This window comes from Arthrobacter sp. NPDC058192 (assembly GCF_042883665.1).
In the GTDB taxonomy this organism is placed as follows: Bacteria; Actinomycetota; Actinomycetes; order Actinomycetales; family Micrococcaceae; genus Arthrobacter.
In genome coordinates this window covers 118,527-134,177 of sequence record NZ_JBHVVJ010000003.1, presented here as the reverse complement: position 1 = coordinate 134,177, position 15,651 = coordinate 118,527, and the positions used below count along the sequence as shown (strand labels likewise).

Here is a 15,651-nt window from a genome sequence, read left to right as displayed (position 1 = left end):
GTGCGGCGCAACCACCGAGGTCATGCCTTGCCGATGACGCGGTACTGGACGCCGTCCCACGCCTCGGGGCTGCTCACCCTGCGCCCGTCGATGAACACCCGGACCCCAGGAAGGTCCTGTGGTCCCAGCGTGCGGTACTCGGCATGGTCTGCCTGGACCACGGCCGCGTCCGCGGGCTCCCCCAGGTGGTAGGGCTGGAAGCCCAGCTTCTGGAGTTCCTCGTCGGTGTACAGCGGGTCATGGACCAGCGCCGAGGCGCCGCGCAGTTCGAGTGCCTTGACGGCGTCGAAGACACCGGAAAACGCCGTCTCCTTGACGCCGCCGCGGTAGGCAGCTCCGAGTACCACCACGCGGGCGCCTGTCAGGTCGCCGTAGGCTCCCTCGAGCAGTCCGATGGTGTAGGCCGGCATGTCGGCGTTGGCCGCGCGGGCTGCGCGCACCACCGTAGCCTCCGGATCGTTCCAGAGGTACAGCCGCGGATAAACGGGGATGCAATGTCCGCCGACGGCGATTCCCGGTGTGTGAATGTGGCTGTAGGGCTGGGAGTTGGCGGCCTCGATGACCTGGTAGATGTCGATGCCCGCCGTGGCGGCATAGCGCGCGAACTGATTGGCGAGTCCAATGTTCACGTCGCGGTAGGTCGTTTCCGCCAGTTTCGCCATCTCCGACGCCTCGGCGGAGCCCAGGTCCCAGACGCCGTTCGGCCGGGCCAGGTCAGTCCGCTCATCGAAGTCCAGGACGGCCTGGTAGAACTCGACCGCTTTGGCTGCCCCCGCTTCGGACAGGCCGCCCACCAGCTTGGGGTACTTGCGCAGGTCCTCGAACACCCGGCCGGTGAGCACGCGCTCCGGGGAGAACACCAGGTGGAAGTCCTGCCCCTCGACCAGGCCCGAGGCGGCTTCCAGGGCCGGCTTCCACCGGGTCCGGGTGGTGCCGACCGGGAGGGTGGTTTCGTAGGACACCAGGGTGCCGGGCGTCAGGTGCTTGGCCAGTTCGGCGGTCGCCACATCCATCCAGCCGAAATCGGGATTCGCCTCGGCGTCGACAAACAGCGGCACGACGAGGACCACAACGTCCGCTTCCGGGACGGCGTCAGCGTAGTCAGTCGTCGCCCGGAGCTTCCCTGCGGGCACCAGCTCGGAAAGCTTTTCCTGCAGCTTGGCTTCGCCGGGAAAGGGCTCTGTTCCGGCGTTGACGAGGTCGACAACCTGCCGGTTGACGTCGACGCCGACCACCTCATGACCCTTGGACGCAAACTGGACGGCCAAGGGCAGGCCGATCTTACCCAACGCAATTACAGCAATCTTCACGATTTTCGTGCCTTTTCTCTCATGCCTGATGGCGGGGCCGAAGGACCAGTCTCCACACTAGCGGCTGCCGCGCCGCCAGTGCACAGCTGATCGACCCCTCAAAACAATACATTTCCGTGCTCGCCGGGCGGCCCACAGGTTCCGCGCTCACTGCCCGCAGGCTGTCAGTTTGTAGATCTTTGCCTGTCCTTGGGAATCCACGAGTCTGGCCACCCCGGCGGCCTCTAGGTTGTCCAGCCCGCGGAAACCGTTGTCGCCGCCGTGTACTTCTTGGTGGCCAAAGTCGAGCACGTACCCGATATGCAGGCGCTGAACGATCGGGCAGAGTTTCGGATCCGAATTGGCCATATTGAGACGCGTGAACAGTTGATCCGAGCCGGCAGGGAGCTCGCCGGTCATGTGAAGCTGGATGGGTTTCCTGTCGGCAAACGCGTACGCCAGGGCGCTTCCGTTCCACGGATTGCCCAGGAGAGTCGCGTCTTGAGGAATCTCGTCCGGCAGTCGCTTCAGCAAAGCCATTTCGTCTAGGGAGATCAGTGGCGAGTCGTTGGTCATCCGATAGCTATTGGTGGCCGAATCGGTCGCCGCCCCAACATTCTCTTGCTGGGTACCGACGGCGAGCAAGCCTGCAACGACGATCGCCGTCGCTATAACGGCATACCGTGGAGTTACACCAGGTTCATCCGCAGACGACGGTTCCTTGGCGGCGTATCTGGCCATCAGCGGAACCAACCATTTCTCCCAGCCGCGGACTGCGCCTACAACTGCCAATGGAAGAATCGTGAGAGGGAGGAGCGACGCAAGCCGGGGGGGATCGTTGTACCACACGCCGGTGAAAAATGTCCGAACGTCCCCGAAGGGGAAGGACGCCACGATGACGAAGAGACTGGCGATAACAACGTACATCCCGACAAGCCAGAGCTGCTCGCGCCGCAGGATCAGCGAGACTAGTCCGGCCACCGCCAGTATCATCACTGCCCATGAAACCGGCCCTCCAATGGCTGAACTGGTGAGTACCTCGCCAATGGCACGCCCCGTCGTTTCGACGGGGGGCCACATGGACGATCTCTCGCTCGGGCGAACGTTTGTCCACAGAACGCCAAGCGCGCCCAGCCCCAGAAGAAGTGCCAGAATCATGCCAGCGACAGATAGTGCCGGGCGGGGCGACCGCCGCGCCGACCTGGATGCGATCTTCGACCAAAGGATCAGCAGGGGTGTGAGCATCAGCGCCATCAGCGCCATGAGGCTGCTCGGGTGCGCTAAAGCGAGGCCAGGAAGCACCAAAATGAATAGCAACCAAGCTACGGGTTTCGACTCCGAGGGCGTTCTTGCCAATCCCATTGCTTGGATTCCCAACGCCACGACCGCCGGCAGTAATGCGTTGCCCAGGAAATTCGGATAAAGGACACCGAAGTCCAGCAGCAGCAGTGGGAACGCGCCGAAAGCCGCGGAGAGAATACCTGCGGCAACGCTAACGACGACGCGGTTTCCCAGAACCTTATGTGCAAGGAAAATGCACCCGAGCGGCCAGACGATCGCCCCTACGACGATGTTAACGGCATTTACGGAAACGGGGATGGCGGCCCCGGTTGTGGCGGCAACTAGTGCCACGAGATCGTGCCAGGCGGCCGGATAAAATCCGCCGCCGATCATGGAGCTCACTGTAAGGGACGATGCCGATCCCGTGTCGAGAATGTACCGCACGGCGTTAAGGTGGAAGACATTGTCGTACGTTTGAGAGAACGACTCCGGCCGGCCGAAGGCTGCCACTAGACGGCGGCTGATAAGAAAAGCCGCAGCTAGTAGGGCGAAACCGTGTCCAGCACCGGCCGCCCAGTTAATCTGGCTCCGTGGGCCGTGTGTCGCGGCTTTGGTATTCCTGGTGAGGCAGATCGTTATTGCCAGGGCAACGGCAGTGAGCAGCGCGGTGAAGAGGAATACCGGCACAAGTGACCATTCCATGTGCAGGAGGGGCGCCACAATAGCTGACACTGCCACGATCGACACGGTGATGGCCGGAGCCATGGCCAGCAGCGCCATCCCGCGGGCTCGACTCGCCCAGGCGACGAACGCCCCGGGAACGAAAAACACACCGATCGTCACAAGGACAATCGGAACCACAGACCACCACGACAAAGGAAATCCTCCGAGAACGTTGATTGAACGGCAGAAACGGACCGTAAGGTCGAGGCCGTCCCTAGAAATCTTACTTGGCTGGGGGTTCGGTACCGGCCCAGCTAGAGCCCGAGCCCCTTGGCGAGAGCGGGTGCCAGAGTCTTGGCAAATGTGTTGGCCATGTGGTTGTCGCGATAAACCAACGCGTTGCCAATCACGGCCGGGCAGACGTCCTGCTGGCAGAAATGCGAGTGCAGATCAACCACTTCGACGCCTGGCACCTGCGGGTTCCGGGACGAGCGATTCAAACGTCGCCTGACGACGCCTACGCATCCGGCACCTGCTATTCCGGTGCCGGCATCATGCGCGCAGGAGCGCGACGGCCTCGTGAATGGGTCCGTCGAATGCCACGTTGCCGTGCTCAAGCAGCACACCGCGGGCACAGATACGGGAGACCAAGTCCAGGTCGTGGCTGACCACGACGAGAGTCTTGCCACGCTCTGCCAGTTCCTGAATCTTGGCTATGCACTTGCGCTGGAACGGTTCATCCCCGACGGCGAGGATTTCGTCGATCAGGAAGACCTCGGGGTCAGTGTGAACTGCTACGGAAAAGGCCAGGCGCAGGTACATGCCCGACGAATAGAACTTGACCTCCGTGTCGATGAATTCGCCAATCTCGGAGAATTCCACGATCGCGTCGAATCGCTCGTTGATCTGCTTCTCCGTCATCCCCAGGATCGCTCCGTTGAGGTACACGTTGTCGCGGCCGGACAGGTCGGGATGAAAACCTGCCCCGACTTCAATCAGGCCGGCCACGCGGCCGCGGGTGTAGACACTGCCGGAATCCGGAAGCATGACGCCGGAGATGTGCTTAAGCAGGGTGGACTTCCCGGATCCGTTGAGGCCCAGCAGTGCCACGGTCTCCCCTGTTTCCACCATCAGGGAGACGTCCCTCAGGGCATGGAACTTCTTGGAAAGATCGCCCTTGCGGCCCTTGACCAACCACACGACCGCCTCCTTGATGGAACGGGTGTGGCGGAGCACGAACTCCTTGCTGATACTGGAAACTTCGATCGCGTTTGCCATTTACAGCTCCTGAGCGAAGCGGCCTTCAAGCCGCCGGAAAGTCAGCTGCCCCAGTGCCAGGACCACGAGGGAAATGGCGAGCCCGATCGGCAGCCACAGGCTGAACAGGTTCGGCGGCATCGCGGCCGAGCCGTCAGTTGTGGGGTACCAGAAGGCGTAATGGAACAACTCAACGCCCACCGTGATGGGATTGGCCTGGTAAATGGCGAAAACCACCGGGCCCAGCTTTGCCTCCACCATCGTCCACGAGTACATGACGGGCGAAGCCCAGGTGGCCACCATCAGCAGCATGTCAACGAGGTTTTCCGAATCACGGAAATATACGTTGGCGGCGCCGAACAGCAGGCCGAGCCCGGTGGCCAGGAAGCCCACGATCGCGAATCCGCCGACCGCGGCCAACAGCTGGAACACGTCCGGATGCCACCCCGCGAAGAGGCAACCGATCACGAGCACAACGAGCTGGGGGAAGAAATGGACCGCCGACACCCAGACCGACGCCACCGGAAACAGCTCCCGGGGGAGATAGATCTTCTTGATCAGGTTGCCGTTGTTAACAATCGATCGTGCCGCGTTCCCGAGGGCCTCGGAGAAGAAGTTGATCAGCACGATTCCGGAGAAGAGATACACCGCATAGTTAGCGAGGCCGTCCGGGTTTTTTGCGCTGCGTTCCAGGCCGAGGAAGACACCCAAGGCCACGTAGAACACGACAAACTGCACACCGGGCTTCACATAGGACCAGAGGAGGCCCAGGACCGAGCCGCGGTAACGGACTTTCAGTTCCTTGCGGACCAGAAGCTTAAGCAGAAAACTGGACTGGCGAAGATCCCGAAATCCACCGCCGAGACCCGGGCGGGTCAATTCCCCGGAAATCGTGGTTGTCACGCTACTTCACTTCACTCTGGGTATGTTCTTCGAAGATTTTCTTCCAGGAATCCAGGGACGTGAGCTCCGGCATCGCTGACCTGTATTGCTTGCTCAGGGACCGCCAGTCCTTGAGCAGCGCGGCATGCAACCGGCTGCTCTCGGTGAGCATTTCCCGCACGCGCTTGGGGTCCCGCCTGTACCAGGAGGCGCCTGTTCCTTCGGCGTTGGAGACGAGGGCGCTGTCAAACTGCGCGATCCGCCACCAACGGTTGTCCTGATGCGCAATGCTGGTTTGCGGACGTTCCGCGCTGGTGCGCCCGACAGGCCGGAAAAGTTGCCGTGCGACAGTCTTGGCCGCCCAGGGCAGAAGAGTGATCTTGGACGGCTGGGACACACCGTGCCCGTGGCGCGGCGGCTTCGCCATCTTCGGCGTCGGGAACTCGTCCGGATCCGCGCGGAAAATCGAGTCGGAGTAGCCGGCCATCATCTTCCGGATTTCGGGCAGCTTCGAGGGAAGCAGTTCCGGCAGGCCGGACGGGCCTTTAAGCACGTCCTGAAGCGCCCAGCCGCGGCCGTGCGCGGTCGCGTACTGCATCGACACGAGGTGCTTGATGTCCGCGTACTGGGATTCGCGCACAACCCGGCCGCCGAATTCGTAGGGGCTGTGGAGGAGGGCCGTCACGATCCGGTTGCGTGCGTGGAAGTAAGCCTGCCAGCCGACGAGGTCGTCCTTGTCGATCCAGGACACGTGCCATACGGCCGAACCAGGCAGCGAGACTGTCGGGAAGCCGTGCGCCTTGGCGCGCAGCCCGTATTCCGAATCGTCCCACTTGATGAAGAGGGGCAGCGAGAGACCGATTTCCCGGATGACCGAGGTCGGGATGAGGCACATCCACCAGCCGTTGTAGTCCACGTCGCAGCGGCGGTGCAGCCAGGAGGTCTGGCGCAGGTTCGAAGACAGGAAATCGTGCCCCAGGACCATGTCCTCGCTCGGCAACGAGGGCTGGAAACGGTACGGGTTGACGACCTCGCCGAACGTGTGGAGGACCGTCCGGTTGTAGAGATCGAACATGTGGCCGCCCACAATCGTGGGCGTCTTGCAGCGGTCCGCGAAGGTGAGCAGGCGGATGATGCTCTCCGGCTCAACCACGATGTCATCGTCCATCAACAGGACGTAGTCACTGCCGTTTTCGACGGCCTCGAACATGCCCCGGGCAAAGCCGCCGGATCCGCCGAGGTTCGACTGGTTGATGATGCGCAGCTTGCCGCCCAGCGAGTCCCGGACCGCCGCGAACCCGTCAGCGTCCTCGACCTTTTGGGTGCCCTGGTCAACCAGCAGGATTTCCTGGACATGATTGAGGGCATCGGGGTTCTCGGCAAGCAGCCGGAGATTGTTGAGGCAGAAGTCGGTCTTGTTCAGCGTCGTGATCTGCAAGGTAACCGAACCGGGGGTGCGGTCAACAGCGACCCCCTGCCACTCGGCGTCGAGCATCACCAGCGGTTCGGAGCCGGCAACAAGGTCGAACCAGTACCAGCCGCCGTCGCCGAAAGGCGCCAGGGACAGTTCAAAGGTGTTCTCCGCCGTACCCTCCACACGCCGCGTGTCGACGCGCTGCAGGGACCCGCGGGCGTTCGACTTATAGACGATGACGGATCCTGCGCCCTCGGTGCGCACCTGCAGCCGGACAGAATCCACAGTCGTCCAGCGGCGCCAGTAACTGGCAGGGAAGGCGTTGAAATAGCTGCCGAATGAAACGCGTTCCCCGGACCTGACCTTGGTGGAGCTTCGCGACAGGAAGTCCTCAACGTGGGCTTCCTTGGTGGCGCTGCTGAAGGTCCGCGGCTTAGTGTTTTTTCCGTCGCGGTCACCGACCGTGGGCAGCTGGATGCCGGTCGCGGTGCCCATGTCCATGTACAGGGGAACCGTATCCATCTGGCTGGCACTGGGCAGGATGACCCGCTGCAGGGTGTCCCACTGCTGGGCGGACTTTACCTGGGTATCTGTTGCTGCGCTCATGCGTCCACTCCTCCGCTTTCAATCGTGGCGCCTGCCTCGAAATGCGGGCGGATCTTGTTCTCGAACATGGTCAGGGCCGAGCCGATCGCCATGTGCATGTCAAGGTATTTGTAGGTGCCCAGGCGGCCGCCAAAGAGGACGTCCTTCTCGGCTGCAGCGAGGTCCCGGTACTTGAGCAGGCGTTCGCGGTCAGTCGGCGTGTTGATCGGGTAGTAGGGCTCGTCGCCCTTCTCGGCGGCGCGGGAGAATTCGCGCATGATGACGGTCTTCTCCGTCTGGTAGTCGCGCTCCGGGTGGAAATGGCGGGGCTCGATAATGCGGGTGTACGCGACGTCCTCGTCGTTGTAGTTCACCACGGACGTGCCCTGGAAGTCCCCGACGTCGAGCACCTCTTCTTCGAAGTCGATGGTGCGCCAGGACAGATCGCCCTCGGCGTAGTCGAAGTAGCGGTCAACGGGTCCGGTGTAAACGACCGGGATGGTCCCGACGACCTTGCCCTTGCTGTACTCGTGGGACTCATCGAAGAAGTCCGTGTTGAGCCGGACCTCGATGTTGGGGTGTTCGGCCATCTTTTCGATCCACGCCGTGTAGCCGTTGGTCGGCAGGCCCTCGTACTTGTCGTTGAAGTACCGGTTGTCGTAGTTGTAGCGCACCGGGAGGCGGGAGATGATGCCGGCGGGCAGGTCCTTCGGATCCGTCTGCCACTGCTTGCCGGTGTAGTGCTTGATGAACGCCTCGTAGAGAGGGCGGCCGATCAGCTGGATGCCCTTGTCGTTCAGGTTCTGCGGATCGGTGCCTGCGAGTTCGCCGGCCTGTTCCTTGATCAGTTCCTGCGCCTGCCCGGGGGTGAGGTTGGCCCGGAAGAACTGGTTGATCGTCGCCAGGTTGATGGGCAGGGAGTAGACCTCGCCCTTGTGCACGCCGTAGACCTTGTGGACGTAGTTCGTGAAGGTCGTGAAGCGGTTCACGTACTCCCAAACGCGGTCGTTGGACGTGTGGAAGAGGTGGGCACCGTAGCGGTGCACCTCGATGCCCGTCTGCTCTTCCTTTTCGCTGTAGGCGTTGCCGCCGATGTGGTGGCGGCGGTCGATGACGACTACCTTCAAGCCCAGCTCAGTGGCGGCCTGTTCTGCGATTGTCAGGCCGAAAAAGCCCGACCCTACGATGACGAGGTCAGCGGTCACAAACTCTCCTGGTTCGAATGCGGGCAGCGCAATGTGGTGCATTGTCTGCTGGTCTAGCCTACCCGAGACGGGGCGGGTACAGGCGAATCGCGGCCCGCCCCACGGTCCGACGCCACGGCAACCACCGGCCCGGGAGCCAGGCGTGCCGGGGGGACCATGCCGCTCCGGCGCGCTTTCCACATGGCACAATTTCCCGGCCCACCCGGGCCGACGCATCCTTAACGTGGAACCCGGGCACGCGGGAAAGGACGCCCGGATGATCTTCCACTGCACTCTGGTAGCGGGCACCCTTGGGCAGAGCACCTTGGTGCCAGGTTCGACGCCGGGTGGCCGGCTCATCGAGCTGGCCACCGACGTCCCGGACGCCTGCCCGGGAGCCGACCTGGAAGCCGCCATCACCCGGTGCTACGGGACGGGCCAGCTGTTCGTCCGGGGCGCCGGGGTCGCTGCCATGACGGTCGGCACCGCTCCCCTGGTCCACGGCGCTGTGCTTGTCGAGAACTCTGTGCTTGGTGCCAGTTCTGCGCTTGTTGGCAACTCCGGTGCAACTTCGCGGCACGGGCGCGCGGAAAGTGCCACGTTGTTGTTGGCCGTGCACGGCGGCCCCGGCGCGGGCACCCTCGTCGTGTTGCGGCGGGGCCGGTTCCGGATCGGGCGCGGCGGAGCCGGGATTGTGATCCCGGATCCCGCGCTCTCCCGTGAGCACGCCCGCCTGGACATATCGGAGGCTGACGTCACGATCGTGGATCTCGGCAGCGCGAACGGAACCAGCGTCGACGGCCGGAAGGTAGGCACGGCCAGGGTGACCACGGCGTCCTCGATTCGTTGCGGTGACTCCACCATGTCCCTCCGGCTCGGCACGCCGGCCATGCCGGACGCGGCCGAGCCCGTGACGGGGCGGGCAGGTTCGAGCGTCGCCGAGCCGCTGGTTGTCCGCGGCACCGCTGCCCCAAGCCACCGCTCCGCCGTGGTCCTGGCCGTGGTGCTGCCGATCCTGGTGGGCGCCGGCCTCGCGCTCCTCACCGGCACGTGGATGTTCCTGGCCTTCACCGCCGTTTCGGCCGCGTCCCTGCTCCTGCCCCTCTTGACTGGCCGCCGCCAGCGCCGCGAGCTTGCCGCCGCCATCGCGGGAGCTGCCCTGCAGGACCTGGATCGGCGCCGGCAGGCGGCCCCTTCGGCCGCGGACCTGGTGATGAGCCTCGCGCCCGGCGCGCCCGCGCCCGCGCCGGCGGCTGCGGGTCGTGGGGAGCCGCCGGAGATCTGGCTCCGGCTCGGGCTGGCGGACCAGCGGGCCAACATCCGGCTGGAGCCACCCGAGCCCGGCTTCCTGCCTCCCCTGCTCAGCCAGGTCCCGGTGACCTTGGATCCGGCGTCGGCTGTGGTAACCATCCACGGCCCCGCAGCTGCGGCAACTGGCCTGGTCCGTTCCTTCATCCTGCAGCTGGCCGCCTTTCCACTCACCGGCAGCACCGGCCTGCTGGTGCACGGCCCGGTGGACGCGGTACCGCTGGCCGCGCGTTTCCTGCCCGGTGTCACGCTCTCCGCCAATGAGGCCACCACGGCCGGGCTGTTGACCGCCGGGTCCGGCGAGACAACCGACCGCGGGATCCTCATCCTCTGGGCCGCGCCCGAGCGGCCGGGGCCGGCCGCCGGTGCTGAAGCCGCGGACGCAGGGCCGGCCCTGCGGTCCCTGGCCACGGCTCACGGGTGGCGGGTCATTGAATGCTCCCCTGAGCTGCTTCCCCAGCCGCATCCGCAGGCTCATCCGGGCATTGTCCTGGGCAAGCGCCCCGCCCTCGTCAGAGCCGGGGCGCCACCCTTGGAGTTCGTCCCGGATCTGGTCCCGCCGGCGGTCTTCGACCGCTTCTGCCGGGGGTTCAACGGCAGCGCGCGCACCCCGGCGGTTCCCCGGCCGGCCATCCTGCGCCGCTGCAGCCTGGCCGATGTCCTTCCCCTCGGGGCCCAGGATATCTCCGGGCGCTGGTCCCGTTCCGGTCCCGCGGCCGGACTGAGTACGGCGGTTGGGGCGGGCAGTTCGGGTCCCGTGTATCTCGATCTGCGGGCGGACGGTCCGCACTTCCTGGTCGCCGGGACCACGGGTTCCGGCAAATCGGAGTTCCTGCGCACTCTTGCCGCCGGCCTCGCGGCCAGCCATCCCCCCGACCGCGTCAACCTGCTTTTCATAGATTTCAAGGGCGGCTCGGGCCTGGGCCCACTGACCGGGCTCCCACACTGCGTCGGGATGCTCACGGATCTGGGCGCTGCGGAAGTGGACCGCACCCTCATTTCATTGCGGGCCGAGGTGCGGCGGAGGGAGGAGTTGCTTGCCCGGGCGGGTGTCCCGGACCTCGCAGGCTACGAGTCGTCCCCGACCCCGGGCCGGGCGGTGCCGTATCTGGTGATTGTCATTGACGAGTTCAGGGTCCTGGTGGACGAGGCTCCCGCCGCGCTCTCCGAACTCATGAGGATTGCCGCCGTTGGCCGGTCGCTAGGGATCCATCTCATCATGGCCACGCAGCGCCCCCAGGGAGCCGTGAACGCCGACATCCGGGCCAACGTCACCAGCTCCATCGCCCTTCGCGTCCAGACCGGCCACGAATCAATGGACGTCATGGGCTCGCGGCTGGCGGCCGCCATCCCCATCGCACGCCCGGGGCGTGCGTTCCTCGTCCGCGGCAACCAGGCTCCGGAGGAGTTCCAGACGGCAACACTGGCTTCCGGGACCGCCCTGCGGACTACTGGGGCAGTCACCGTGCGCACCGTCGAGGACGCTCTGGCCCATCCCCGCGCGGCAGCCAGTCCTGCGGCGGCCGGGCCCGGAGCCGGTGACTCCGCCGGCAGCCAGGATGACGCCTGCAGCACCGTTGGAGCACCGGGACCGGCGGCGCTCATCGCCATGGTTGCGGACCTGTGGCACAAAAGCGGCGGCCACCCTCTCCGCCGCCCCGTGGCGGACCCCCTGCCGACGCTGTTGCGTTCATTGGACCCCGGGTTCCCTGACCCGGACACTGACCGAGCCATGGTTCAGCTGGGGCGGGTGGACCTGCCCGAACTTCAACGTGTCGACAAACTTGTCTGGAGCCCCCGTGAGCATGGGCATCTGGGCCTCGTCGGCACCGGCGCCGGCGGCCGTGACGCGGCGATGGCGCTGGCCGTCAGACAGCTTCTGACCGGAGGGGTGGAGTCGCACCTGTACATTCTCGACGCCACCGGTTCCCTCAGCACCGCCTCGGCGGCGTCCCGGGTCGGGGCGGTGGTCGGCCTGCAGGAGCTCCGCCGTGCGGCCAGGGTCCTGCAGCGGGTCGCCGAAGAAGTCACCGCGCGGCTCGGCGTGCCCGCCTCCACGCCTCGTCCGCCGCTGGTGCTGGTACTCAGCGGCTGGGGCGCCTGGGTTTCGGGGTTCCGCTCCGGGCCGCTCGCGTGGGCTGAAGACCTCGTCCATGACATCGTGCGGGACGGCTCCAGAGCCGGGATCACAGTCCTCGTCTCCGGCGAGCGCGAACTTGTGACGGCAAGGTTCTTCGCCGCCCTGCCCAACCGGATCTACTTTCCCGCGGGCTCGACCGAAGAGGGACGTCTGGCATGGCCACGACTTCCAACGTGGGAGCCAATCCCCGGCCGCGTTGCCGTATTCGGCCCGTTTGTGCCGACTTCGCTGGAGACCGGCCATGCTGCCCAGCTGTTCGAGCCGCAGTCCGCGGCAGGGCGCTGCCTGGCCGATGGAGCCGTCTCGACGGTGCCCTTTCGAGTCGAGGCACTGCCGGCATTGGTGACTGCGGGCGAGGTCCTTGCCCGGTGCGGCGTGCGGGGCCGGGGCCGCAAACCGCGTGGGGGAAATTCGCCGCCCGATGCCACGATCACTGGCGTCCCGGGTAAAAATGAGGCCCCGGTCCCGGCAGCCGCGCTGCTGATCGGGGTGGCAGGAGATGAGCTCAACCCGTATGGACTGCTGCTGCCGGCCGGTGGCGTTCTGGCGGTCCTCGGCGGTCCGGGCTCTGGGAAGAGCACGCTGCTGGCGGCACTGCCCGCAATGAATCCCGCCGAAACCTGGCTCGCGCCGCCGGCGGGGACAGATCCGGCCACGTACTGGTCGGGGGCGCATGCCAGCGCGCTGGCCGGAACCCTGGAACGGAGGTCGATTGCGCTGGCAGACGACGCAGATCTGCTCCCGCACGAGGCCAACAGCAGCCTGGCCGTCCTCAACAGCCTGGGCTGGCGGGTGATAATGGCGGCGGGATTCGGGCCGGCCTTTGGGGAACGGGTGGCTCTGGCTCCCAGGGCGCGCAGCCAGGGGCGGGCGGTCCTGATCCGCCCGCGGGGACTTCTGGATGGCGACCTGTTCGGCGTCCGGTTCGAAACGGAACTGAATCCCCCGGCGGGCCGCGCCATCGTCCTTTTCGACGGTCACGCCACGCCAGTCCAGCTGGCCGCACTGCCGGACGGATAGTGACGGGAGCGCCCGGGACAGAACGGGCTACGCGGCCTTACAGGGCGGGCGGGGTGCCCGCGGCGCGTGACGCGAATGCTATGACCCGCTTGTCGAACAGCAACACGATGGCGGCCAAAGCGGGGACCAGCATGGCCAGTCCGGCCACCGGAAAGCCGCCGGTCAGCGTCGGGAAGCCGATGGTCAGCACGAACAGCTGCGCCACCAGGGCGCCGGCCCTCGGCCAGCGAAAACCCCGCATTAGGAAGCGTGCCACCGCGAAAAGCCAAACGGAGAACGCCAGCAGCAGCCCCAGCGTGAAGACGGCACCCCAGAAGGAGAGCACGGGCGCTCCGGTCAGCAGTTGCGTGCAGTACCAGCCGGCGGCAACCAGCAAGGCCGCGGCCTCTAGGGCGACGACGGCGGCAATGACCACGACCGCCCTGGGCCGCTGAGCGGTCGTGGCAGGATCTCCAGCCGTATTCCGGGGCGGTAGTTCCGCGGAATTTTTGCCGGCGAAGTCGTCCGCATCGTCGTCGCGATTTCCGGGAAGGTCTTCAGGGTTTTCGGGAGGCCTTGACACACTGGCACACTACCGGACATAGTCGTCTAGGTGTGAGGAAGCCGCCACTGAATGTGATGCATCGCTCACGGTCTCGAGCCATTTTGGCCTCTATTACCCCTTGTTTACACGGCGTTAACATGACACGCTTAATCCAGATGACCGAGGGGCCCCGAGTGGGGCCTTTTCTTATGAAGCCTCTAGTGAATAATTTCACAAGGCATTTAACGAGTTTTCCCAGGAATGGAGTGACTGATCAGCATGGATTGGCGTAATCGCGCAGCCTGCCTTGACAAGGACCCGGAGCTGTTCTTCCCGGTCGGCAACACCGGCCCTGCCCTCCTGCAAATCGAGGAAGCGAAAAGCGTCTGCCGGCGCTGCCCCGTTGTCGACACCTGCCTGCAATGGGCACTGGAGTCCGGTCAGGACGCCGGGGTCTGGGGCGGCATGAGCGAGGACGAGCGCCGCGCCCTCAAGCGCCGCGCGGCACGGGCCCGGCGCGCTTCCTAGTTGCGTTGCCGGAGCACCGCCGGCTTGCGGCAATGGCCGCGGACCGAGAGGTCCGCGGCCATTGCTCTTTAACGGCTACTGCGTCTTATCGGCTACTGCGTCGCAAGGCTCAAGACTATCTGGACCGCGGTTCCTCCGCCGGTGCGGGCCTGCCACTGGATGGTGCCGCCCAGTTCGCTGGTGACCAGTGTCCGGACGATCTGCAGGCCAAGGCCCTCGGCGTACGGCGTGTCCGGAAGCCCGACGCCGTCGTCCTCCACAGTCACAGCCAAGAGTTCATGGCCATCTTCGGTCTCGGAGCGGTCGGCAATCAGCCAGACAGTGCCGGTGCGTCCCTCCAGGCCGTGCTCGACGGCATTCGTGACCAGCTCATTGATGACGAGGGCGAGCGGGGTGGCGAAGTCGCTCGGCAGGTCGCCAAAGAGGCCTGAGCGCTGTGTCTTCACCTGCTGCGAAGGCGAGGCAACCTCGGCCGAGAGGCGGAACTGGCGGCCGATAAGTTCGTCAAAATCCACGCTCTGGGTCAGGCCCTGGGACAGCGTCTCATGCACCAGGGCAATGGTCGCCACCCGCCGCATGGCCTGCTCGAGCCCCTGTTTGGCCTCGTCGCTGACCATGCGCCGGGACTGCATCCGCAAGAGGGCCGCGACGGTCTGCAGATTGTTCTTCACCCGGTGATGGATTTCCCGGATGGTGGCATCCTTGGTCACCAGCTCCATCTCCCGGCGACGCAGCTCCGAGACGTCGCGGCAGAGGACCAGGGCGCCGAACCGCTGCTGCTCGTCGCGCAGCGGGATGGCCCGCAGCGAAAGGCTCACGCCGCGCGACTCGATTTCGCTGCGCCACGGCATGCGGCCGGTGACGACGAGCGGCAGAGTTTCATCGACCAGGCGCCGGTCCTTCAGGAGCCCGGCGGTCACCTCGGCGAGTGAGCGGCCTTCGAGGGACTCTCCGTCGCCCAGGCGACGGAACGCGGAAACCCCGTTGGGGCTGGCGTACTGCACGATCCCCTCAGCGTCGAGCCTGATCAGACCGTCACCCACGCGCGGGGCGCCGCGGCGCGAGCCCGTGGGCGAGGCAAAGTCCGGCCACAGGCCCAGTGTTCCCATGCGCAGCAGATCGTAGGCGCACTGCCGGTAGGTGAGTTCGAGCCGCGACGGCATCCGCGAGCTGGAGAGGTCCATGTGGGACGTCACGATGGCCAGCGTGCGGCCGTTGCGGACCATGGGAACGGCCTCGACCCGCAGCGCCATGTCGCTGCTCCAGTTCGTCTCATTGGAGCGCTCGATCGCGCGGCTCTCCCACGCCTTGTCGACCAGCGGCTGCAGGTCCGACCTGATCCCCTCCCCCACGAAGTCGGCGTGGAACACCGTGTGCGTGGTGGAGGGGCGGACGTGGGCGAGCGCCACATAGCCGAGCTCTGGATGCGGGAACCACAGGGCGAGGTCGGCAAACGCGAGGTCGGCGACCATCTGCCAGTCGCCGACCAGGAGGTGCAGCCACTCGGCATCCCCCGGGCCAAAATCAGCATGCTCCCTGATAGGGTCCGTAAAGATTGCCACTACACCTCCATTTGT

The 15,651-nt window shown here is 65.5% G+C and carries 11 protein-coding genes; 2 read left to right on the top strand and 9 right to left on the bottom strand.

All coding sequences use genetic code 11. The annotated features are described in order from the left end of the window. Positions 1–20: 20 nt before the first annotated feature. From ACFVVK_RS04230 to glf, 7 genes are all read right to left on the bottom strand, one after another. On the bottom strand, positions 21–1,310 hold the full coding sequence (locus ACFVVK_RS04230; protein WP_390263866.1) for a nucleotide sugar dehydrogenase: 1,290 nt from the start codon (positions 1,308–1,310) through the stop codon (positions 21–23). Positions 1,311–1,457: 147 nt separating this feature from the next. Then, entirely contained in the window at positions 1,458–3,446 is a 1,989-nt protein-coding gene (locus tag ACFVVK_RS04225) for a DUF6541 family protein (protein WP_390263863.1), read from the bottom strand. 101 nt (positions 3,447–3,547) lie between these two features. After that, a complete protein-coding gene (locus ACFVVK_RS04220; protein ID WP_390263861.1) occupies positions 3,548–3,859 on the bottom strand; it encodes an SGNH hydrolase domain-containing protein in 312 nt (103 codons plus the stop codon). Then, positions 3,786–4,511 (bottom strand): ABC transporter ATP-binding protein, encoded by a 726-nt coding sequence (locus ACFVVK_RS04215; RefSeq protein WP_390263858.1) that lies wholly within the window; start codon positions 4,509–4,511, stop codon positions 3,786–3,788. The genes ACFVVK_RS04220 and ACFVVK_RS04215 overlap by 74 nt, the downstream gene beginning before the upstream one ends. Continuing rightward, the gene (locus tag ACFVVK_RS04210; protein ID WP_390263855.1) at positions 4,512–5,393 is read right to left on the bottom strand and encodes an ABC transporter permease; all 882 of its coding nucleotides are present in this window, start codon (positions 5,391–5,393) and stop codon (positions 4,512–4,514) included. 1 nt (position 5,394) lies between these two features. Next, positions 5,395–7,392 (bottom strand): glycosyltransferase, encoded by a 1,998-nt coding sequence (locus ACFVVK_RS04205; protein WP_390263853.1) that lies wholly within the window; start codon positions 7,390–7,392, stop codon positions 5,395–5,397. Continuing rightward, a complete protein-coding gene (glf, locus tag ACFVVK_RS04200) occupies positions 7,389–8,576 on the bottom strand; it encodes a UDP-galactopyranose mutase (protein WP_390263850.1) in 1,188 nt (395 codons plus the stop codon). Before glf ends, ACFVVK_RS04205 begins: the two co-directional genes overlap by 4 nt. A gap of 256 nt (positions 8,577–8,832) precedes the next feature. Here glf and ACFVVK_RS04195 point away from each other — a divergent pair, with 256 nt between their 5' ends. Further along, a complete protein-coding gene (locus ACFVVK_RS04195) occupies positions 8,833–13,023 on the top strand; it encodes an FtsK/SpoIIIE domain-containing protein (RefSeq protein ID WP_390263847.1) in 4,191 nt (1,396 codons plus the stop codon). 37 nt (positions 13,024–13,060) lie between these two features. Here ACFVVK_RS04195 and ACFVVK_RS04190 read toward each other — a convergent pair whose 3' ends face one another. Beyond that, positions 13,061–13,585: a hypothetical protein gene (locus ACFVVK_RS04190; RefSeq protein ID WP_390263844.1), complete on the bottom strand. Its 525-nt coding sequence runs from the start codon at positions 13,583–13,585 to the stop codon at positions 13,061–13,063. A 240-nt stretch (positions 13,586–13,825) separates the two neighbouring features. Here ACFVVK_RS04190 and ACFVVK_RS04185 point away from each other — a divergent pair, with 240 nt between their 5' ends. Continuing rightward, positions 13,826–14,074, top strand: coding sequence for a WhiB family transcriptional regulator (locus ACFVVK_RS04185; protein WP_003804966.1), 249 nt, complete (start codon positions 13,826–13,828; stop codon positions 14,072–14,074). A gap of 92 nt (positions 14,075–14,166) precedes the next feature. On the opposite strand, the gene ACFVVK_RS04180 is transcribed toward ACFVVK_RS04185, so the two are convergent. Continuing rightward, positions 14,167–15,636: a sensor histidine kinase gene (locus ACFVVK_RS04180; RefSeq protein ID WP_390263841.1), complete on the bottom strand. Its 1,470-nt coding sequence runs from the start codon at positions 15,634–15,636 to the stop codon at positions 14,167–14,169. Between the last annotated feature and the right edge of the window lie 15 nt (positions 15,637–15,651).

Bases quoted from the DNA above. Each gene is read 5' to 3' on its own strand.
- ACFVVK_RS04205 (WP_390263853.1), bottom strand. From the start codon at position 7,392: ATGAGCGCAGCAACAGATACCCAGGTAAAGTCCGCCCAGCAGTGGGAC.
- ACFVVK_RS04215 (WP_390263858.1), bottom strand. From the start codon at position 4,511: ATGGCAAACGCGATCGAAGTTTCCAGTATCAGCAAGGAGTTCGTGCTC.
- ACFVVK_RS04195 (WP_390263847.1), top strand. From the start codon at position 8,833: ATGATCTTCCACTGCACTCTGGTAGCGGGCACCCTTGGGCAGAGCACC.
- ACFVVK_RS04185 (WP_003804966.1), top strand. From the start codon at position 13,826: ATGGATTGGCGTAATCGCGCAGCCTGCCTTGACAAGGACCCGGAGCTG.